This is a genomic window from Persicobacter psychrovividus (assembly GCF_036492425.1).
GTDB classification, from domain to species: Bacteria; Bacteroidota; Bacteroidia; order Cytophagales; family Cyclobacteriaceae; genus Persicobacter; species Persicobacter psychrovividus.
In genome coordinates this window covers 27,558-47,910 of record NZ_AP025301.1, presented here as the reverse complement: position 1 = coordinate 47,910, position 20,353 = coordinate 27,558, and the positions used below count along the sequence as shown (strand labels likewise).

At 40.7% G+C, this 20,353-nt stretch carries 17 protein-coding genes and 1 pseudogene; 4 read left to right on the top strand and 14 right to left on the bottom strand.

All coding sequences use genetic code 11. The annotated features are described in order from the left end of the window. Window positions 1-25: 25 nt before the first annotated feature. The 14 genes and pseudogenes from AABK40_RS23240 to AABK40_RS23180 form a co-directional block, all read right to left on the bottom strand. Entirely contained in the window at window positions 26-781 is a 756-nt protein-coding gene (locus tag AABK40_RS23240) for a DUF2490 domain-containing protein (RefSeq protein ID WP_338399573.1), read from the bottom strand. After that, window positions 778-2,061: a BatD family protein gene (locus tag AABK40_RS23235; RefSeq protein ID WP_338399614.1), complete on the bottom strand. Its 1,284-nt coding sequence runs from the start codon at window positions 2,059-2,061 to the stop codon at window positions 778-780. Before AABK40_RS23235 ends, AABK40_RS23240 begins: the two co-directional genes overlap by 4 nt. 47 nt (window positions 2,062-2,108) lie before the next feature. Beyond that, the gene (locus tag AABK40_RS23230) at window positions 2,109-3,839 is read right to left on the bottom strand and encodes a VWA domain-containing protein (protein WP_338399572.1); all 1,731 of its coding nucleotides are present in this window, start codon (window positions 3,837-3,839) and stop codon (window positions 2,109-2,111) included. 3 nt (window positions 3,840-3,842) lie between these two features. After that, window positions 3,843-4,820: a VWA domain-containing protein gene (locus AABK40_RS23225; RefSeq protein ID WP_338399571.1), complete on the bottom strand. Its 978-nt coding sequence runs from the start codon at window positions 4,818-4,820 to the stop codon at window positions 3,843-3,845. Then, on the bottom strand, window positions 4,813-5,292 hold the full coding sequence (locus AABK40_RS23220) for a DUF4381 domain-containing protein (protein ID WP_338399570.1): 480 nt from the start codon (window positions 5,290-5,292) through the stop codon (window positions 4,813-4,815). The genes AABK40_RS23225 and AABK40_RS23220 overlap by 8 nt, the downstream gene beginning before the upstream one ends. 4 nt (window positions 5,293-5,296) lie before the next feature. Beyond that, window positions 5,297-6,217: a DUF58 domain-containing protein gene (locus AABK40_RS23215; protein WP_338399569.1), complete on the bottom strand. Its 921-nt coding sequence runs from the start codon at window positions 6,215-6,217 to the stop codon at window positions 5,297-5,299. A 10-nt stretch (window positions 6,218-6,227) separates the two neighbouring features. Then, the gene (locus AABK40_RS23210) at window positions 6,228-7,190 is read right to left on the bottom strand and encodes an AAA family ATPase (protein WP_338399568.1); all 963 of its coding nucleotides are present in this window, start codon (window positions 7,188-7,190) and stop codon (window positions 6,228-6,230) included. A 67-nt stretch (window positions 7,191-7,257) separates the two neighbouring features. After that, window positions 7,258-8,277: an HAD family hydrolase gene (locus tag AABK40_RS23205; protein WP_338399567.1), complete on the bottom strand. Its 1,020-nt coding sequence runs from the start codon at window positions 8,275-8,277 to the stop codon at window positions 7,258-7,260. Between the two features lie 174 nt (window positions 8,278-8,451). Beyond that, window positions 8,452-9,990, bottom strand: coding sequence for an arylsulfatase (locus AABK40_RS23200; RefSeq protein WP_421953336.1), 1,539 nt, complete (start codon window positions 9,988-9,990; stop codon window positions 8,452-8,454). A 363-nt stretch (window positions 9,991-10,353) separates the two neighbouring features. After that, window positions 10,354-10,541, bottom strand: a pseudogene (locus tag AABK40_RS23920) (transposase); the annotation flags it as partial. A 684-nt stretch (window positions 10,542-11,225) separates the two neighbouring features. Next, complete coding sequence (locus AABK40_RS23195) at window positions 11,226-12,149, bottom strand: ParB/RepB/Spo0J family partition protein (RefSeq protein ID WP_338399566.1); 924 nt, start codon at window positions 12,147-12,149, stop codon at window positions 11,226-11,228. A 6-nt stretch (window positions 12,150-12,155) separates the two neighbouring features. Continuing rightward, on the bottom strand, window positions 12,156-13,232 hold the full coding sequence (locus tag AABK40_RS23190) for an AAA family ATPase (RefSeq protein ID WP_338399565.1): 1,077 nt from the start codon (window positions 13,230-13,232) through the stop codon (window positions 12,156-12,158). A 150-nt stretch (window positions 13,233-13,382) separates the two neighbouring features. Continuing rightward, window positions 13,383-14,777, bottom strand: coding sequence for a replication initiation protein (locus AABK40_RS23185; protein WP_338399612.1), 1,395 nt, complete (start codon window positions 14,775-14,777; stop codon window positions 13,383-13,385). A gap of 725 nt (window positions 14,778-15,502) precedes the next feature. Then, the gene (locus AABK40_RS23180) at window positions 15,503-15,739 is read right to left on the bottom strand and encodes a helix-turn-helix domain-containing protein (RefSeq protein WP_338399611.1); all 237 of its coding nucleotides are present in this window, start codon (window positions 15,737-15,739) and stop codon (window positions 15,503-15,505) included. A 99-nt stretch (window positions 15,740-15,838) separates the two neighbouring features. On the opposite strand from AABK40_RS23180, the gene AABK40_RS23175 reads away from it, so the two are divergent. From AABK40_RS23175 to AABK40_RS23160, 4 genes are all read left to right on the top strand, one after another. After that, complete coding sequence (locus tag AABK40_RS23175; RefSeq protein WP_338399610.1) at window positions 15,839-16,933, top strand: hypothetical protein; 1,095 nt, start codon at window positions 15,839-15,841, stop codon at window positions 16,931-16,933. 143 nt (window positions 16,934-17,076) lie between these two features. Continuing rightward, window positions 17,077-18,279 carry an ATP-binding protein gene (locus AABK40_RS23170; RefSeq protein WP_338399609.1) on the top strand — a complete coding sequence of 401 codons (1,203 nt, stop codon included), beginning with the start codon at window positions 17,077-17,079 and terminating at the stop codon, window positions 18,277-18,279. Between the two features lie 730 nt (window positions 18,280-19,009). Next, entirely contained in the window at window positions 19,010-19,897 is an 888-nt protein-coding gene (locus tag AABK40_RS23165) for a replication initiation protein (protein WP_338399608.1), read from the top strand. Between the two features lie 30 nt (window positions 19,898-19,927). Then, window positions 19,928-20,329, top strand: a complete 402-nt coding sequence (locus tag AABK40_RS23160; RefSeq protein ID WP_338399607.1) for a hypothetical protein — start codon at window positions 19,928-19,930, stop codon at window positions 20,327-20,329. Window positions 20,330-20,353 lie beyond the last annotated feature (24 nt).

Sequence of the window (20,353 nt, the reverse complement as noted above, 5' to 3'; positions counted from 1 at the left end):
CCCATCTTTATTTTCATGAAATGATTTATTTTCCCTTAAATTTTTTCGACTGAATAGAATATAGAATACGAAAACGTAGTACACTTTCATTCGAAACGAATCCATCATCTTCAAACAGCCTTGACTGTTGCCATATATAATGTAGTTCAAACCGCCAAGCATCAGAAGACCGATAACCAAATACAGCATACCATCGCTGATTGTTAATGAATAATTCAGGCGCACTTTTTCCTATCGGAACAAAAGCCTCCCACATTACCCCAACATGATAGCCTTTTTTGGGACCTATAAATCTAAAGTTGTTGGTTCTTAAGTTGAGCATATACCGAGCCCTGAAGGATTGTTCATTATCAAGGTCATCATACATGAAATAGCGTTCTTCAAAACGAAATCTATGGCTCACATTGATTCCACTAATATTTGGCCAGTAAACCCTTATGTCTTGAAACAGGCGTACCTCATAAGTGTTGCTCAAAGAATTATCCATGGTATTAAAAGATCCTAAACCTGTTGAGAACTTGAAGTAAGGCGACAGCTTGTAATGAATGGTGGGGCGGATATAAAAGGAATTCCAATTTTGGTGTGAAATTAATCCGCGGATGCCAATATCACCACCATAAGCTAAGCGGTCATTATGGTAATAGGTCAATGTAATATCTGTCCATGTTTGATAATCTGTTCTCTTCTCATCAGCTTGCGCAACAGCGTGTTGGGGCATTTGAGCGAACAGACACAAAAAAGGCAGTGTGCTATAAATCAATATTTTAGTATAATACTTCATGGGTTTAAGTCCTTAAGGGGCCGGCCTTCATCGTTTTTAGTTTTTGAGGTGTCTTTTGCCTTTTTGCGCCAGTTGAATAGGTACTTTTTGATGGTATTAAGATTATAATGCCTGTTTTTTTTGGAGGAATACAGATGTTGCTGTAAGGCATCAAGTTCGACTGTTAAAGAGGTATTTCCTTCGGTTATTTTTCGACTTGTTGTAGGCTCTCCTGTCATGGATATTTGTAATAACCAATGGTAAAACGAGCTTATAAAATCTTTTTCATTTTTTGATTTCATTAATTGTTTGAAGGCGTATTTTTCACTTAGTAAGTGTTGTTTTCTCCACCTACTATATGCTTCCATTCTGCCTTTTATATATTTATTTAATTTAAAAACAGTGAAAGTAATGTACCATAATAACATTAGGAGTAAGGCTATGAGTGCGATTTTCAATACCCGGTCCTCAATTAACGATTCTTTCACCTGTGGAACCTCTGAGTCATGAATATTATAGCTATTGAGGGAGTCTTTCAAGTATTGCAAAGATGCCAAATCCTCATTTTTGTTAACTGTTAATTTTCTTTGGGATAATTTTTTATGATAAAATTTATTGGTGCTTGGGTTCCACCATTTTACCTCAACGGGAGGGATTGTAAATTCCCCATCTTTTTCAAGTAAATAACTATACTTATCTACCCGCTTGCCATTTACTTGCCGATCAGTTCGTTGATCAAAAAACTTTGGCGCATGGGGATAAATATTTGCAAAATCTACTTTAGCAACCGGAGCCTCATCAATAAAAGAGGGAAGGGTTCCATAAGCCCGAAGGGTAATGGTACGATCCACTACATCCCCAACTTTAAGGTTAGATAAATCTTTTGACCAATGATCACTAATCGTTAGATGGTTGGCAACAATCCACTGACCCGTTTGACCAGGGTTGGGCTTTACCTTGATTTTCAGAGGTTTGGTTTTGAGTGTAGTGGGTGTTCCCTTATATTCTCCTTCTTTAGGGATTTTGGTTTTAATCGTCAATTCCGGGAAAGTCAACTCTCCCTCACGGTATGGAAATAATATGTAATAAAACTCAAGGGTCGAATATTGTTTCCCCTTTATTTTTTTGATACCAGGAACGGTTTTACTGAAAGACTGTATAAATGCTCCTTCCACCTGAAGGTTGGCGAAAGTCAAGGGTTCCGCAAACCAAGTAGGTGAATAAGCTGTAACTTTTACTTGAATTCCCTGCTTTACAACTACCTCTTTTTTTGAAATGTGTACAGTGGCAAACTGTGCCATGACCACTTGTGTATGCCATATCAGACAAAAGAACATTAGGACTATTCTTACCATGACTGTTTCGGTTTAGGGAAGGATGGGTAATACTTTTGTTGTTGGTACTTGAATCGACGTTTTAAAAATTCGGCAGGATCAGCAGAAATTTCTCTCAACAAGATATCTTGTGAAGCGCCCATCTGAGGGAGTGGAGCATCAGAAGGTTGATCCATTTCTTCTGCTTTTCTAATGCCTGTTTCAACGATGTCCGTTACTCGGTTGCCATCTTGCGGCAATTCATCAACTTCTGTATCTGAACTTAATTCTTCATCTTCACTTTGCGCTTTACGTTCTTTTAGAGGCTCTTTTTTTTCAGGCTCCTGAAGGGAAATAGCTTGTTGTGGCTGCTGCTTTCGTAAAGAATCAATCTGTTGCAAAATGTTTTCAGTCGCCTGTAAACTTTCTTGAATAGCAACATTATCAGGGTCCATGGATGCTGACAGTAGAAAAGCCTCCTGCGCTTTTTCAAACTGACTGTCGGCTGCATATGCCAAAGCCAAATTATACAATGACTGGGCAGAAGAATCCTGACGGAAAACCTCTATTGCAGCACCGTAATCTCCGGCTTTATAATATGCTACCCCTTTATGAGGTTGGGAAATAAATTGTTCGGCGGCAGCCTCATAATCTCGGCTATCCATTAATTTTTGCGCCTGATAGTCGGCAGTATACCATAGATCATCCCAACTTAAGTCCTTATGATCACAAGAAGAGAAAAGGACAAAAAACGCACACCACTGGATCATCCATCCTTTTCTGAACCAAAAAACAAACATTAATGCTACCACCCACACCAACAAGTACCCGTTATCTTGCCATTGTTCCTCACTTAATTCACTATCAGCTATGAAGATGAGATGATTGCGAATTTCTTCAGCAAGGTCGTTCACATCGGTATTGTCCAAGGTTATAGGAGTAACATTAATTCGATTATGTTGCTGCAAGCGGAAGAGCTCTTCAGAGTTCAATTTGGAGATAACGTACGCTCCATTTTCTGTAAAGTATCTATTTTTGCTTTTGGGGACTCTACCTCCTTGAAGACTTGCTAAAGTCATCAATTCTATCTTATGATTTGTCGAATCTACATACTGTAACAGCTGATTTGCCTGCTGCTTTTCTATATTATCGGTAACGAGCAAAAGGGTTGAAGGTGCCTCAGATCGGGAAAATATCCTACTCGATAACAACAGGGCATTTTCGAGCTCTGTTCCCTGTACAGGCATTACTCCAGGGTTCAATGCAGCCAACTGATGCTTAATCAATTGATAATCTTTGCATGGGGCAATCACTGGAAATGCTAATCCTGAATAAGCAAAAAGACCTACACGTGCGCGGGGATTAGCATCAAGTAAATCCTTGATTTTAAGCTTGGCTCGCTCAAGACGATTGGGGGAGACATCTTCAACCATCATGGATAAAGACACATCCATGCCAATTAATAAAATGGCTTCACTTTTGGCTCCTGGAATTTCTTCTTTTTCCCACGCTGGACCTGCAATAGCAATAATGGACAATAAGCCAAAACCAAAAAATAAGCTCAAAGGAGCTAAAAAACTGTATTTGTTTCCTTTTTGAATAACGTACGGACGCAAATGCTTGGCAATGGCTTTTTTCCAGCTGTGTTTGGTCTTAAATCCAAAAAAAGAGAAGATAAAAACCCCAAAAAAAGGCACCAACAACCATAACCATTCTACCCTTATAAAATGGAAATGATCCCAATCAATATTTAGCCATTGTTCCATCTTTTATTTTTTTAGGTTGACCATAGAATATAAAACCCTGAACGACAGGAGTACCAGACCAATCAGCAATGCCGCGATCAAAGGATAATAATACAATGAGGTGATTGGCTTGGCCTCTTCCTCTTCAAATTCCATTGGTTCAAGTTGATCAAGGGTTGAATAAATAGCCGCCAACTGCTGTTGATCCATTGCCCTGAAATATTTACCACCCGTAATTTCACTGATTTGCTTTAGGCTTTCTTCATCAAGGTCGGTTCCAGGTAAATCCGGATTGCCGATTCCTATGGTATAAATTTTCACACTGTCAGCTTTTGCTAAATAGGCCGCATCCAAGGGAGAGATTCCTTTGCCTCCATCTCGCCCATCAGTCAACAAAAGCATGACTTTTTGCTCAAGCGTATCGCTCTCAAACATTTTCATACCAAAACCAATGGCTTTACCTATGCTGGTCATTTGGCCTGCCATGCCGACCTCTGTTTCATCAAGAAACCACCTAACCACCTTCACTTCAGTGGTGAATGGGGTTTGCAAGTAGGCTTCGGTACCAAAAAACACTAATGAAAGACGATCTCCATCTCTTTTCTCAATAAACTCGCCCATTAACCGCTTGATAGCCTCCCATCTGGAAAGTCTTTCATTATCCACTACCCAATCTCGGGTATCCATGCTATGGGAAATATCGGCTGCCACCAAAAGGCTCCTTGCGGTTTTCACTTTCATTTCTGGCTTGCCAACAATCTGTGGCTTAGCCAAAGCAAGTAGAATGCTGATCCAGGCCAAAGAGAGTCCCAGCCACTGTGCGATTGAACGACGCGCAACCCATGCACTGCGCTTCTTTTGTTTGCCTGTAGCAATTTCGAGATGTTCCATAAAAGAGATTACCACCGCATCAGAACGTTGGTGCATGGGAGGAAGTAACCAGTAAATGAAAAGAGGTAACGGAAGCAAGACCACTACCCAGGGATTCGCAAATTCAAACATGGTGATTTTTTATCCATTTAATGGCACTTTTTTTAAAATCCAAAAGGGTCTGCTGGTCAATGTTTGTATGCTTCCCCTTATAGAGTTGTTCAATGAATACACTTTGGGAAGTTGGTTCGAAGACCGGCTGTTGATGATTTCTTTTTGAAAGAAAATCAAACCATTGGTGCCCATCTAACATCCCCACCTGTTCTCTCCCATAACTCAGCACAGATACCTGTTTGAGAATAAGTGCCAGCCTAAAAATCATTTGATCTTCAGTAAAACCTCCCTGAAAAATATTTTCAATCTGGCGCACAGCTTCTCTGCGGTATTGTCTTTTTTTGTACTGTTTGATAAGCCTTAGAATTAATGATATCGCTGTTACAAATAAGCAAATCCATAATACCGACCAAGCTGGAGCATCAAAAGTGAAGGGGATGGTCGCTGGTTCCATCAAGCTCCCGATATTGATATTTTCATAATCCTGCATACACTTAGTATCTTTTTCCGAAAATTTCTTTTACCTGTTCGTCAATGCTTCTTGCGGTATTAAACTCCATCACAGGAATCCCATGCTTAGATAAAAATTCCAATTGATTGGTACGCTGTTGCTGTGTTGACCTATTGAATTTTTGTCGGATAGACTCCGAATCCTCAGCGACAATTTGCATCCTAAACCGGTCCACAAAAGGTATTTTCAATTCCGGAAGAGCAAACTCCATAGGGTCATAAATTAACGCTACAATAACATCATTATGCCTTGCCATTTTGATAAGGTATTCCTGCCCCTTTTCATCAAGGTGTTTTAAATCACTGATGACCAAAACAACATGATCATGGGTAATCATATTATTGGCTTTGAAAAGAGCTTGGTTAATGAAACCCGAGGGCGGGGAAGCATGGGTATTATTTATCAACTGTTGATTTTTTCGCACCACCACTTCAAGAAAATGCAACAAAGCCTGACGATTTCGCTTAGGCTTTATACTTTCGAATTGTTCATCATCAAATACCAATCCGCCAATTCTATCCCCAGCCTTAAGCACCTTAAAGCCTGCAATAGCGGCAATTTGGGCGGCGACAACCGATTTCATTGAGCCCTCGGAGGCGAAGAACATGGAGGAAGATTGATCAAGCACCACCAAGGCAGGCCGTTCCTTTTCTTCATGAAACACCTTGGTATGTGCTGTTTTAGTGCGTGCGGTTACCTTCCAGTCGATCGTCCTGATATCATCACCTGCCACATATTGTCTAACCTCTGCAAAGTCAAGTCCACGCCCTCTTAATTTAGAGGCGTGCTGTCCTGCCAAAATACTGAAGACCGCCTGTTGGGGTAATAGACTAAATGCAGTGGACGAATACTCTAACCTTAATAAATCAATCAGCTCAACAGCTACTTCTTTGGGAATATCCATTAGGGTAGGATTATATTACGGCAACAACTTGAAGGATTTCATCAATCACCTGATCGGTATCCACTCGGTGCGCACTTGCTTCATAACTTAAAATCATCCGGTGTCTTAAAACCTCTTTGATGACTTCACGCACATCATTGGGCGTAACGTACTGCCGCCCTCTAAGCCATGCGACGGCTCTGGCGCATTTATCCAAAGCAATCGTCCCTCTTGGGCTGGCGCCAAAATCTATCCACTTGGCAAGTTGTTCGCTGTATTTTTCTGGTCTTCGGGTGGCAAAGACCAAGTCTACCATGTATTGTTCGACTGCTTCAGATACCTCGATGGCTTGAATCTCTTTACGTGCGTTAAAGATCAATTGCTGTTCAAAGGGTTCTTCTGTTTGAACCGCTCCTTTTGCCTCATTGCGTACCAATCTTAACAATTGTTTTTCTGATTCAGGATTTGGATAATCAATAATAACCTTCATTAAGAAACGATCCATCTGCGCCTCAGGAAGCGGATAGGTGCCTTCTTGATCTACCGGATTCTGTGTTGCCATCACCATAAAAAGTGGTTGCATCTCATATGTTTTTCCAGATACGGTGGTTTGCCGTTCTTCCATTGCCTCAAGCAGGGCAGCCTGTACCTTTGCTGGCGCTCTATTGATCTCATCGGCTAAGATAAGATTGGCGAATATCGGTCCTTGCTTAAATGTAAAGGCCTGCTCGGCATCTGGTTGATAAATCTCCGTGCCCGTAATATCAGAGGGCAGTAAATCGGGAGTAAATTGAATACGAGATAAGCTCACTTTTAGCTCTTTGGATAGACTCTTTACTGCCCGAGTCTTGGCAAGACCCGGGAGCCCTTCCAACAGTAGGTTCCCATCGGCCAAAAGAGCGACCATAATTTTTTCCACTATCGCTTCCTGCCCAATGATTGACTGGTTGATTCGACTGATAATGGTTTGAACTTGTTTAAGAGATGAACTCATATGATATTTATAGTTAGGCTAATGCTTATTGTTTTTTGTGATTGGAGGGCTTGCTGGTGTAAAAGAACTATTGTTCGAAAGGGTAAATTACACGCCAGTCTTTGGCCATATCAATGACTGTCCAGTTGTGTTTTTTCGCCTCATCCAATCCTTTATCCAGTTTGCCAATCGATGAATTCCGGTCATATGCCCATTCTCGTTTACCATCAGTATGATGGAGGTAAAGCATAAATCGACTGCCTTCACCCGCTGCCGTGTATTGCATCATTTGCAAATCTCCATCTGAATTCCCCGAAGCGAATACGGGGCGTTTGCCAATAAATTTGTGAATACCAACAGGCTTGCCCTCCTTATCATCAATAAAATCAATCTTAGCTACCTTATTGATAACTACTCGCCCTTGGCTTTCTTCAAATTTACTTGCCATGCTGCTCCCAACCACCTGATAAGAAGGGATGCCATAAACATCTGTTACCCACGCTCGCATAAAGTCCACGCCACCGCCAGAAACAATAAAAACCTGAAAATCCTTCGAACGAAGAAACTGCATCAACTCAAGCATCGGCTGATAAACCAACTCTGTGTAAGGCTGATTAAACCTTGGGTGCTTGCTGAATTTCATCCATTTTTTTACTTCCTGATTGAACGCTGTTGTTGTTATGCCGGCGTGGGTAGCCATCAACAGTTTAAACAAATCCTTATGCTCCAAAGAGAGCAAGGTAGGGATATCATCTTCCAAAACGGCTTTAAAAGGTTGCTCTTCTTTCCATTCTGGGTGTTGTCCAGCCATTGCTTTCACCCTATCAATGGTAAAAAGCAATTGAAAATACATCGGTTGCTCCGACCACAAATTCCCATCGTTATCAAAGGTAGCAATCCGGTCCTCAATGGCTATAAAGTCCTGATGTTCAGGGTCGGTTGCCCGATCTACAAAATCAATGATAGCCGACTTGGTTTTTCCTTCATTCCAGGAAGGTAGCGGGTCGGTCTGTGTAAGATCGTTGCGGTTTGCGGCGTCGTCTGAGCACCCGACCAATAGATAAAATATACAGCAGACGATGGAATGATAGCAAATGGACTTTTTCATATTGATATCTGGGGGGATGATTTTTTGAGTGAAACTACAAATTCCCAACAAGGAAATGTTTTATTAGATAGGATAATCTAATAGTGTGATTTGGGATAAAAAGGCGCAGAAATAACCGAATTGGGACAAAAGAAAAGGCTAATTCCAGAAGGAGGTAGCCTTTTCTATTTTCATTTATTTTTGCTCTAAAGCTTTCAAACGCATCTCTAATTGCAGGTTTTTACCTGTTATGCCACTGGCATTAAGGTAAGAGCCTTCCTGAAAAGGGTAATCGGGAATACTTCCCATAAAATCTGCAATCTTCTCTTGTATTGGAACAAACAGCCACATGTTATCGGCATACCATTTTAAGTACATCGAAGACTCCTTGTCCATTGTCTCATAGGGGTCAGCACGCAAATGCGTAATGATTGGCCAGTTTGGTGTAAGTCTTTGGGTAGTTGAAATATCGCCTTCCATTGTAGCAAAGGTAGCTTTGAAGTCTCCCCAGCGCACAGCATTCAACTCCCCATTTGCTGAGAAATAAAAAATCGTTTCCCGAGGACCTTTTTCCTGTTCTCCTTTGAGATAAGGTAAGAAGTTATGCCCATCCAGGTGAACTTTAAAATCCTTGCCATTGGCACGATATCCTTTCTTAAGTTTATCAACAATCTTTGGCTCACCAACTGCAGCCATAAGGGTCGGAATCCAATCCTCATGCGACATGATCTCATTAAATATCGTTCCGGGCTCAATCACCCCCGGCCAGCGGACCAATTGTGGAACACGGAAGCCACCTTCGTTGGTTGTTCCCTTTTCCCCATGGAAAGGAGAGGTTCCCCCATCGGGCCAGGATACTTTTTCAGCACCATTATCAGTTGAATAAATAACGATGGTGTTTTCTGCAATACCCAGCTGATCAAGTTTATCCAATAGTTTTCCGACTTGATCGTCATGGTCGAGCATACCATCAGCATAAAGACCAACCCCAGATTTACCCTTCCATTGATCTGATAGGTGCGTCCAAACATGCATACGTGTGGAGTTGTGCCAGATAAAAAATGGCTTCCCCTCATCATGTGCATTTTCCATAAAATCAATCGTGGCATCCAAAAACTCATTGTCAGCCGTTTCCATTCGTTTTTTAGTCAATGGGCCCGTATCTTGTACAGGTCCATCAGCAGTGGACTTAATCACTCCACGCGGTCCGTACTTTTTCTTAAAAGCAGGGTCCTTAGGGTAGTAATAAGTCTCAGGCTCTTCCTCAGCATTGAGGTGATAAAGATTACCATAAAATTGATCAAATCCGTGAGCAGTAGGTAAATGTTTATCCCTATCGCCAAAGTGATTTTTACCATGTTGAGCCGTCACATAGCCTTGCTCTTTCAGTAAATCAGCAATCGTTGGTGTCCAATCAGGAATACCATGTGAGGAACCAGGCATTCCGATCGTTAACATTCCGGTACGGAAAGGATGTTGACCCATTGCAAAAGCGGCGCGTCCAGCCGTACAGCTTTGTTGAGCATAATGATCGGTAAAAAAGGCACCTTCCTTGGCTAATCGATCGATGTTTGGCGTTTTGTAGCCCATCACGCCATGATTGTAAGTACTAATATTGTGAATGCCAATATCGTCCCCCCAAATCACCAGGATATTGGGCTTCTTTTGAGCGCTTACCTGAAAAGTCATCAGGGTAGCTGCCCATAAGGTTAAAAATGAAAATAGGTTTTTCATTGTGTAAAAGGTTTGGTTTGTTCGGTTGTAAAATATCTTGATCTGATAAAAAAATAGCTCATTTTGCCATTACTATCATACAGACTTAATATGCTTGATTATTATCAGTATTATTGTTATTGATGCCCACTGTGTGGGCAAAAACTGATGGCAGAGATGCTGACGAATAAAAATATTTATGTTTTTATAAATCAAATCAGGATTTCTCTTACCTCTAAGGATTTAGACTATTTAGGGAATGAATACAGACTAATTAAGGAGAGGGTATAAAGGGTTAATGTTAGTTATTGGGCTTAAATTAAAATCTAATTATAAAAATAGCAATCTTTTGCATTATTATTTATAAGAGCACTAACCATGAGTGATGTCTGCATTGATAGCATCAGTTATGCGGTTAATGATCGATTCTGAAATGTTGAAGCCGTATATATCACGCATTTACTCTTCAATATCAGAAACGCCCCCCTTATCATACAGGGATACAATCACATTTTCTACTCCTTCGGCAGTAGATTTCGTTTGGGGACTACCAAGGGATTAAAGGGGCTGTCACCACCAATTAAAAGTACCACCTACCAATCGAAATGGTAACGATAAACACCCAAAAAGAGCCCATTCTGCGGTCATACCGCAGACCGGATGAGCCATCGGAAAATTGCCCTAAAGCTCTAAATAAGCCGTAAGACGTTCAAAAAAATTTGGTATAATGTGAGTTGTTGGAGAAGTCACATCCGAATTTTACTTCGGCAATGCGGGCTTATTCTTCTGAGGCACCAAGTTATGATCCACCCAACAGGACAGCAATCAAAATGGCTAAAGTATTACAGGGTCGAACCTTGCCTTTCCTGCAAAGGTCTCCTATTTCAGGTTGGCATTGTTTTACCCAATCAACTCAAGTCCCTTGGCATAGACCACATCTTTGTCGATTGTTCCTACCCCACCCTTCTGTTCTTTTCAGCATGCTTCAAAAGCCCACGCAAATAGGAGGAGTGAACAGGATTTTAGTCCTCTCCCACTGCCATTAAATTAAGGGTTTAAGGGGAATCAATCCCGAATTTTACCGCGTACACAGGTATACTCTATGATGTCTTATACAACAATTCAAATAACTTATAAAGCTCCATTCAAATCAGCATTATACTGAACGTAAAAAGTTACGTCGCTACAGCGATATCTCTCTTAATTTAACAGCGAGCGTAATCTACCCCCCATTGCGGAACAAGCTTCCATGCTGATCAACGATTCTCCACCCGATTCAACAAGGATCGGATTTCAGCCATTTGCTCTCGCAGCATCACCTTAATGTCTTCCTTTTCTTCAGAGGAGCAAGCGTTCAGCTGTCGGGCAAACTTCTTGGAAGTCGATAGTTTCGAGTAGGCCTTGAACTTGGTGGAAAGGATATCTGCGATAGTTTTCTCCCTCGGTTCTTCGGTGGCATTGGTACTTTCTTTATCTCCAAATTCTGCCATCCAATCCTGTAAGTTCACCTGCTCTCCATTAGACAAGCGGACTCCCAACTTTTGCAGATCCCCTTTTTTGACTTTCAGCAAATTTTCATAAACAGGGTCTTCAGATTTATTTTCATCCTGCGGCATGATCAGCAGTTCTTTCCATTCCCGTTGCGCTTTGCCAATATATTCCAGTGCCTGGTAAATATTGCGGTCCACCTCAAGCGTACGTTTAGAAACTCCCATGCTTTCGGCCAACTGTTGGGTAGTTTTTTGTCCCTGCCCTTTTGCCAATCGCATTCCTCTGAGGAAAGATGCCATTAATGGGGTAATGTTCCGGCGGCCCAACTGATTATCGGCCATCCATCGCAGGGCATCGTCTCGATCATTGAGATCAGTGATTTCTCGGAAAGGCACGAGGTTCATGCCCAATTCCTTAGCGATTTTCAGTCGGTGGTGCCCATCAATGACATATTTCTCATCGCCAGTATTCCACACCTTAATCGGGTCAAAAACCTCCCCGTCTTTCTTGATCGCCTGTTTCAGATTATTGAATTCCGTATCAGAAAGGGGATGAATGAAATCCTCAAACACCCGCAAGGTAGTGAGTGCCGTAGGAGGAATTTTTGTCTTATCAATTTTTGGCAGGGCATCAGCCAATGTTCGTTTGGCATTCCCCGTCGGTTCTTTTCTTTTAACTACTCTGGCCATTTGACTTTACTTTAAGGTTTCCTGCAACTCTTCAAACAATTCCATATAATCCTCATAGGCATTCAGGCACGTGGCCTTCTCTCCTTTCATCTCCGGGTGCAGTCCTGCTTTAATTTCCTTGCCAAAGCTCACCGGGTCACGGTCATGCTTCATGGCCTTTTTAATTCCGGACAAATCACGGACAAACCGCTCAAACACATAAATATTCAACTCTTCCAGTCGGACAGTCAAATCATAAACAGCCTCCTTATCTTCCTTCTTGCTATTGGCAATCCGATTGAAAAAGGCACCTTTGATTTTCAGCTTGGGATTATCTTTGTGAATCGTGTTGATGTAGTTATAAGAATCCACTAAACCATGAATAGAAAACCGGCTCGCATCCAAAGGCAGATAAACATTCTCGGCGCCCAAAAGCGGGGCATAAGAAAAGATCGTATCCAGGTCAGGGCGCATATCCATCACAATGATATCGTAATCACGGTTAACCGATTTGATAAGCGTATCAAAACATTTGGATTTCTGCAATGGTGAAAGCCCAATCCCCTCCTTCAGCAGGTTCGTCAACTCCCCATAATTGGGCAACAGGTGGTAGTTCTCCAAGTCCTCGATTGGCTGAACCAATGCCTCTTCGAATTTGCTGTTATCAATCAAAACATCCATCAATGACGGAATGGACTCCTCTCCTTCTTCCAGATCATATCGACTGATGCCATAAGCAGCTAAAGCATTGTTTTGATAATCGGCATCGATCAGCAACACCTTTTTGCCCGAATAGGCAAAAGCGCTACACATCGAAATCGCCGTGGTCGTTTTCCCTACCCCTCCTTTCTGATTCCAGAAAGCAATCACTTTTGCCGGTGGATTCAACAAGTCCATTAGCTTCTCCTCCGTTAGACCGTAATTCATCTCAAAATATGGGTACAGCTGTCGGTATAGCTTCTCTGACAAAACTTGATCGTGGTTGATCACCTGATTCAAAGTATTACGACTAACATCAGCTTGCTCCTTGATCTCAGACAAATTAAGAATCTTTTTCTTGCTTCGAATCCACTTACTCAAAGCGACATTTAAGTTCTTCATCATTTTTAGGGGTAGTGCGCAGATTCTGCGCAATGAGTACTAAATCGTAACAAATATACCACCCTAAAAATGTAAAACAATTTAAATTATTACTTTTTTGTAATAAAATTTGCGAACGTGCGCAGATTCTGCGCACTATTGTGTCTTTTTTTGTTAAAAACCAGAGAAAACACTCTTCTTCGCAGGCTTCGCTTTAGGTGTTGAGTGCAATTCAGCGAGTCGCATCTGAATATATAATTTAGGATCGGCATTCATAAAAAATCGCTTTTCATATTCGGTGCCTTGTCGGTTGATCATAAAAGTTCCGAACTTGATCCAATCAGACTTTTGAAGCTCCCGCTCACCAACCCTCTCCAACAACCTGCGACGATCTACCCCACTGTAATTCGCGTTGAGCCATTCCAAGAAATCATCCAGCAAACTGACATTCTCATTGGCCATTTCGCAATAGGGTACTCGGATATTTTTGAACTCTTCCCCATACTCAGCCTTTAGTTTTTCAACCAATTGCTCTTCTTGCTGCTTTTCCGATTTAGCTATTTCTGCTTTCTTTTTCGATTGGGTCTGCTTGGCTACTTTCTGGTACTGTTCATCAAAGTTCGGGTCCTTCATTAACTTTGACTTATAAGCCGATGGATTTTTTACCGATTTTTGCTGTTCCACATACTGATTCGCATATTCTTCTTTAGACAGTATTTCTTGATGAGGAATATCAATCGTTTTTGTCGGTGGGGTAGGAGCGGCCGCCTGAATGCTTTGTCCCTTTTGCACACTTACATTCACCACATCCTCTTCCTCAATATTGGCTTGATTCAGTCGGATCTTAAATTTGATCGAAGTAACAGAACGTCCCTGTCGAATTTTTTCATATTCAATATAAATATCACTGTGCTTATTGATTTCCCGCTGAGCAACTTTCAAAATCTTGGCATTAAAATCACGAAATTCCGGGTACAAGGTATTGAGCTTATTTTCTTCATGATCCTGCTGCAACCGGCGTCTTCCGGCAGCAGTATCTTCATAACCCCGCAAGACCCCCAAACGTTCCCGCAAAAACAACAGCGTTTCCTCTCTTTCTTTCAGTCGCACATATTGCTTGCAAAGCTCATAAACCTTAAAAGAATAACTGCTTTCAAACTTGGAAATAGACTTGACCAGGTACTTGGTGAAATTTCCGGTAAGGTTAAGCAAGAGGTCTCTTGCATTTTCAACAAACCGCACTTTGACTGTCTTGGCAACATCATCACCGGCCGCCTGCAAAAAAGGGACTGACTCCCATAGACCATTATCCTGCTGAATGAAGATACTCAAGGCTGACATTTCCCGAAGCGCATCCTTGACAATCTGATACTGGCTCCCCCCTTTTTTTGTTTTGGTATCAAATAAATCAAGATAGGGGATATGAATCCATTCAAATTTTTCCTGATCCGGTCGAAGCATCCCAAAAGCAATCGACATGATTCGTTGCTGAATCACCGAAAAGTGATTTTTACTTTCAATCAATTTATTCGACTTTACAATGACCAAATCAAGGTATTCCTGCTTCATGCTTTTTTAACTTAGTGGAAAAATTTGCCAAGCGAAAAAGTGGAAAGACGAATAACACTTTTTCATTTTTGACAATTTTATCAAAATTGAATTTTATCAAAAAATCAAAAATTTCATTAATGAACTTTTTTTGTTTACAGACCTAAGTTTCGGCAAATCTTTCCACACTTACAAAATATGATACTGTTTTTTTTAACAACTATTTCCCTTATCATAATCAAAAGGCTGTAATTCAGATCTTTATATGTGAATTTGTTAATTTTGAGGCAAATCTTTCCACTTATTATGGCAGAAGCATCCACCTTATTGAAAACAGGTGATTCTTATTCGGCAAATCCTTCCACCTTAGTTGGCACAAGCGTCCACGTTTAGATCTCTTTGTACTTTAAGAGCATGAATCATACGCAAAACACTGAATAACAGTACATTATTCGTATTTGAAATATAAATAAACTAAACGGCAAATTTTTCCACATTTCGGCAAATCTTTCCACCTATATGGCAGAAGCGTCCACATTAGTTGGCAGAAGCGTCCACGTTAATAGGCAGAAGCGTCCACATTAGTTGGCAGAAGCGTCCACGTTAATAGGCAGAAGCGTCCACATTAAGCTTCGGGGCGCTATGATATACAGTGAGTTACGGCCTCCGAAAACAGTAAAACAATAAAACATATAAAACAACAAAACAGAAGGTCGTTGAATTATTGATTTTTATTGAATGTAGGGTTAAGGTAGGGGGGTATGAAGTTTCTCTTCAACCGATGCAATAAAATCACGGGGCTTAATAGAGAGGCCATCACAAATTTTAAAAATGTTTTCAAGATTTGGTAAGCGCAAGCCTTTTTCAACCTTGAAAATATAGCTACTGGGAAAATTGCAGATGTCTGACAGCTCACGCTGTGAATAGCCTTTTTGTTCTCTGAAAAATTTTACTTGAAGAGCGACAACGTCTTTTAGTTCCATATTGCATGTTTTAAAAAATAAATATAGAAGATCTATCGGCCTACCGTGGAACCTTTTTGTGTTTCACGTGTGATCTTAGATGTATCATTATTTATTTTTATGGAATTAAATTTAAAAACCATTCGTTTGAACCAGATCGCTATAAATCCACTCAACCCTCGTGAGCTGGATCACTCCTCAGAAACCGATCGTTCGCAATACAGCTTGATCGCAAGAACCATGGATGAGGAGTATGCTAATGAACTTCTGATAAGTATGCAGCAGCAAGTGCTTTGGGTAAATCAAATCGTTGTGGTTGACACGGATTTGTTTTGTGCGGTACATAAAAATCCTGCCGAGGATTTGTCAAGCTTCGATTATGTGGTCCTGGAAGGCAATACCAGGGTATGTTGTCTGAAAAGTGGGAGAATCAATGACATTTACCCAACAAGCTCGATTCCGGTTGTTTGTATTGAATTTAAGGAAGGTGTAAGTAAAGAACGTTTACGAGATGACTTTCTTAAAATTCAAGGTATTTGCAATGTTTCGGCTGCAAAAGAATGGCGGGATCTTGCAAAGGTTCGACACATTTATCAAATGTATAGCAATAAACGGAATTTGGGGTATAAGCTCGAAGATGCAATACAATCCGTCGCCAATGTGCTTGGCCTAACGACCGACACGGTTACCGGCATGCTTCGCTCTTATAACATTTTGGAGTGTATTGGTTTGGTAAACAATAAATCGATGGAACAGAATTGGATGTTACTCGATATTTTTCCACAAAGTGGGTATGCTCGTGAGGTATTGGGAATCAGCCACCATTTTACCTACGCTAGGTTTTTGGTTGCGGAATCCTTTCTACTAATAAAGGAAATTTTGGATATGGGCATGGATCAGGGACTTGAGATCCGGAAAATGCGTGATTATATGCATCGATTTTTTGAGGTTAATCAATGTTTGGGAATGGATCGGGAAGTGGTATTAGCTCAACTTTATAATGTAACCGAGGATAATTTGCATATCGGAAGTTTCATGCAACGGTTTATGGACTATGAGTGTGATAATGAGATTTGCTGGATTCGTAGAATCTCTAAGTTGATTCGTGATTTTCCGAAAATATCGGATGAACAAGAGTACTCAGAGGAGGTCTTTGAGAAACTTGATAGTCTGATTTTGGCTGCTCAACGGGTGAAGGAGCGGCTGAGTGCGTGATTTATACATGGGTGCTTTGTTGGTGGTTCTTCCCAAAATCACATAATTTCTTTGTTTCTATTGCGATGAAAATTTTTAAAAGAGTAATTGCTTAATAAACTAAGCTAAATTTTGTTATTTTGCCTTAAAAATAAGGCAAAATAATGGATAAACTGCATAGGACCTTTCGTAATATCATTAATAGTACTGACCTGAGTTTCCAAAGGAAGTTTGATATCAATTGGAAAAACAGGATGACGGCCATTATTGGGGCACGTGGGGTAGGGAAAACAACTTGGATTTTACAACAGATCAAACAGCGATTTCCTAATTTGGAGCAGGTGTTGTTTGCGTCGCTTGATGATCTAATATTTTCGAGTCGGACGTTGGTTGATGTTGTGGATGAATTTTATGCCTATGGCGGTCGTTTCTTGTTTTTGGATGAAGTTCACAAATATGCTAACTGGTCGCAGGAACTGAAGAATATTTATGACAGCTACCCTGACCTCAAGGTAGTCTTTACCAGTTCGTCCATTCTCAACATTTACAAAGGGGAGTACGACCTGAGCAGGCGAGTGATTCAATATCAAATGGATGGAATGACTTTTCAGGAGTTTCTTGAGTTGAAGTATCAAATTAAATCTCCAGCCTTAACCTTTGAACAAATTCTGGATCATGAGTATGAGGTTCAGCTTGCTGAAATTGGCGAAGAGAAGGTGCTGTCTTACTTCCACGAATATTTGTCTGAGGGATATTATCCGTTTACCATTGAGCCTAACTTTCATTTCCGACTGAAAAAAGCACTTGAGCAGGTTATCGATATTGATCTTTTAAAGATTGAATCCATGACCTTGGCTAAGGGGCAAAAGATCAAGAAGGTTTTGGCGATTATAGCGGACATGGTTCCGTACAAGCCCAACATTTCTGCATTGTCAAAGAAAATCAATATTCACCGGGATGAAATATCGCTTGCATTTCACTTGTTGGAACGGGCACGAATATTAAATCTTCTGATTGCCGATACCAAAGGCTTTAATGTGCTACCAAAGCCAGAAAAGATTTATTTTGAAAACACTAATCTGGCGTATGCACTAAGTAGTGAGCCTGAAATAGGTAATGTGCGGGAAACCTTTTTTCTTAATGCGATGAAGAATGCTGGCTTAGCGGTGAATGAATCTAAAAAATCAGACTTTTTGGTAAGCAGAAAATGGACCTTTGAAATTGGCGGTAGAAACAAGACGCTGCAACAAATCAAAGGCTTGGAGAATACTTTTATTGTTCAAGACGGTATCACACGGGGAGCTTTACAAGCATTACCACTTTGGGCTTTTGGCTTCTTGTCAAATACTTTTTTGAAGGAGAGTTAGTTGATTATAGCTCAAATATTATCTTTTTATGCAATTATAGTGCATATAGTTAATATTTGAGCTTTTTTTCGTGCTAATCTAAAGATGTAGCATCTATCCATTTAGCTCTATAAAGAATTAGACTAAACATTCGAAAAAAATTAATCGAAACTGCTACTTTCAGCCCCCACCCGTGTTGTTGTTTTCTTACTTTAATTGTTTTATATGTTTTAGGGATTTTTGATAGGCCCTAAATCAGCCCTGAGAAGCTGTCATAGCCGTTTTTTGAGGGGTAAATTTCTCCTTATCCCTAGAAATAGTATCCATGCCCCTAGAAATAGTATCCTATCTCCTACTAATAGTATCCATATCCCTAGAAATAGTATCCAACCTCCTAGAAATAGTATCTATATCCCTACTTATTGGTAACTTTGGTTTTTAATCCCTAGAAATAGTATCCAAACAACCAACATTTGCTGTTACCCCTACTATTTAGTAACTTCATAAAGCTGTCAGGTCTAATTAGGCTGAAAATGTCACTTTAAGTTTGAATTATAACGTGTACATTTTGGTAATTTTCTGATAAACAAATGTTTTAAGGTTGCTGTAAAGGTGAGCAGTGTATTAAGGCTCCTAGTTTGATCGATTAAATAGGTGCTTATGTGCCTTTTTTTACCGATACAAAGTTACTAATTAGTAGGAGTTGTAGGCCTTAAGATATTAATTAGTAGTGTGTTATAAATAATTGAGTATGAGTATAATCCCGTCAGAGTACAAGAATTATCGAATTGTAAAAGGAAACAAGTTGGTCAATGCGAAGGAGAAACTTACCGCTGTTCAGCATCGGATTATTGCCCTAATGTCTGCCAAGATTACAAAAGAGGATACCAATTTCAATGAGGTTGAGATCAAGATAAAGCACATTTTGGGCATTGCCGCAGGAGAAAAGGTAGGTGGTGGATACAAAAGGGTTCGTGAAGCAGCAGAAGGCCTGGGTCGTGTTGCACTGGAGGTTGAGGATGACGAAGGGAACTGGAAAGTATATTCGTTAATTACAGTAGCCGAGGGGAATGTGCGTGAAGATTTTATCACTGTAAAGTTCTCTGATGAGATGAAACCATTTTTCCTTCAACTCAATGGTAACTACACCCAGTACATGTTGGGCAATGTTTATCATTTCCAAAGTGCGTATTCGTTCCGAGTTTATGAACTTTTGCGTCAATACTATCCAAAAATTACACAAAGGACCTTTGAGTATAATCATTTACGTGAGTTGCTCGGGTTGGAGCCCAAAAGGTATGCCCGGTTCGATAATTTTAAAGCCAATGTGCTTAATGTAAGCCAGCGGGAAATCAATCAGTATTCCGATATGGAGATTGACTTTACGCTTGAGCGTTCCAATAAAAAGGTGGTGAAGATTCACTATACCATGAAGCAGAATAAGAAAGCGATTTCTGAAGCGGAAGTGGTGGAAAGTACGATAGCCAAACCTTCGCAGGAAGATAATATGGTTCAAAAGCCAATGCTTGATGCACTGGCCAGTAAGGATAAAAGCTTCCCTGACTGGTTCAATCAGACCTATGCGGAAAATATGATAAAGGAATATGGTGCTGATTACCTGCAATTCTGTATTGCTTAGGTTGAAGCGAAGAAGGACACGACCAACCCGATGGGCTACTTATATAAAGGACTGAAGGAAGATTATTGGAAAGATGCCTATGAAAAGCATCATACACAGGTAAAGAAAAAATCCGAGGCAAAGAAAAAGCAGAATGCTGTGCAGGAACAAGCTAACCAGCTGGCGATGCTCGAACAGCAATTCAACCAACACAACGCCACCCGACGTAAGCAGATGCTTGAACAGTATGATGACGACGATCACCGGATGAACTACCAGATGGACCTTGATCTGAACCCCGATATGAGCGGGATGAAGAAGCTGTATTTCCGCCAGTGGGCAGAAGGAAAGCCAGGTCAGCAAGCGATCAGTGCTTTTGCTGGATGGCTCCTGAAAAAATATGGGGAGCCGGAGGATAGCGATAAGGAGTTGTACATCAAAAATCGACTTTAAGGAAGACCGCCAGCTTGCGGTTTT

Bases quoted from the DNA above. Each gene is read 5' to 3' on its own strand.
- AABK40_RS23240 (WP_338399573.1), bottom strand. From the start codon at position 781: ATGAAGTATTATACTAAAATATTGATTTATAGCACACTGCCTTTTTTG.
- AABK40_RS23235 (WP_338399614.1), bottom strand. From the start codon at position 2,061: ATGGCACAGTTTGCCACTGTACACATTTCAAAAAAAGAGGTAGTTGTA.
- AABK40_RS23230 (WP_338399572.1), bottom strand. From the start codon at position 3,839: ATGGAACAATGGCTAAATATTGATTGGGATCATTTCCATTTTATAAGG.
- AABK40_RS23225 (WP_338399571.1), bottom strand. From the start codon at position 4,820: ATGTTTGAATTTGCGAATCCCTGGGTAGTGGTCTTGCTTCCGTTACCT.
- AABK40_RS23220 (WP_338399570.1), bottom strand. From the start codon at position 5,292: ATGCAGGATTATGAAAATATCAATATCGGGAGCTTGATGGAACCAGCG.
- AABK40_RS23215 (WP_338399569.1), bottom strand. From the start codon at position 6,217: ATGGATATTCCCAAAGAAGTAGCTGTTGAGCTGATTGATTTATTAAGG.
- AABK40_RS23210 (WP_338399568.1), bottom strand. From the start codon at position 7,190: ATGAGTTCATCTCTTAAACAAGTTCAAACCATTATCAGTCGAATCAAC.
- AABK40_RS23205 (WP_338399567.1), bottom strand. From the start codon at position 8,277: ATGAAAAAGTCCATTTGCTATCATTCCATCGTCTGCTGTATATTTTAT.
- AABK40_RS23200 (WP_421953336.1), bottom strand. From the start codon at position 9,990: ATGAAAAACCTATTTTCATTTTTAACCTTATGGGCAGCTACCCTGATG.
- AABK40_RS23195 (WP_338399566.1), bottom strand. From the start codon at position 12,149: ATGGCCAGAGTAGTTAAAAGAAAAGAACCGACGGGGAATGCCAAACGA.
- AABK40_RS23190 (WP_338399565.1), bottom strand. From the start codon at position 13,232: ATGATGAAGAACTTAAATGTCGCTTTGAGTAAGTGGATTCGAAGCAAG.
- AABK40_RS23185 (WP_338399612.1), bottom strand. From the start codon at position 14,777: ATGAAGCAGGAATACCTTGATTTGGTCATTGTAAAGTCGAATAAATTG.
- AABK40_RS23180 (WP_338399611.1), bottom strand. From the start codon at position 15,739: ATGGAACTAAAAGACGTTGTCGCTCTTCAAGTAAAATTTTTCAGAGAA.
- AABK40_RS23175 (WP_338399610.1), top strand. From the start codon at position 15,839: ATGGAATTAAATTTAAAAACCATTCGTTTGAACCAGATCGCTATAAAT.
- AABK40_RS23170 (WP_338399609.1), top strand. From the start codon at position 17,077: ATGGATAAACTGCATAGGACCTTTCGTAATATCATTAATAGTACTGAC.
- AABK40_RS23165 (WP_338399608.1), top strand. From the start codon at position 19,010: ATGAGTATAATCCCGTCAGAGTACAAGAATTATCGAATTGTAAAAGGA.
- AABK40_RS23160 (WP_338399607.1), top strand. From the start codon at position 19,928: ATGGGCTACTTATATAAAGGACTGAAGGAAGATTATTGGAAAGATGCC.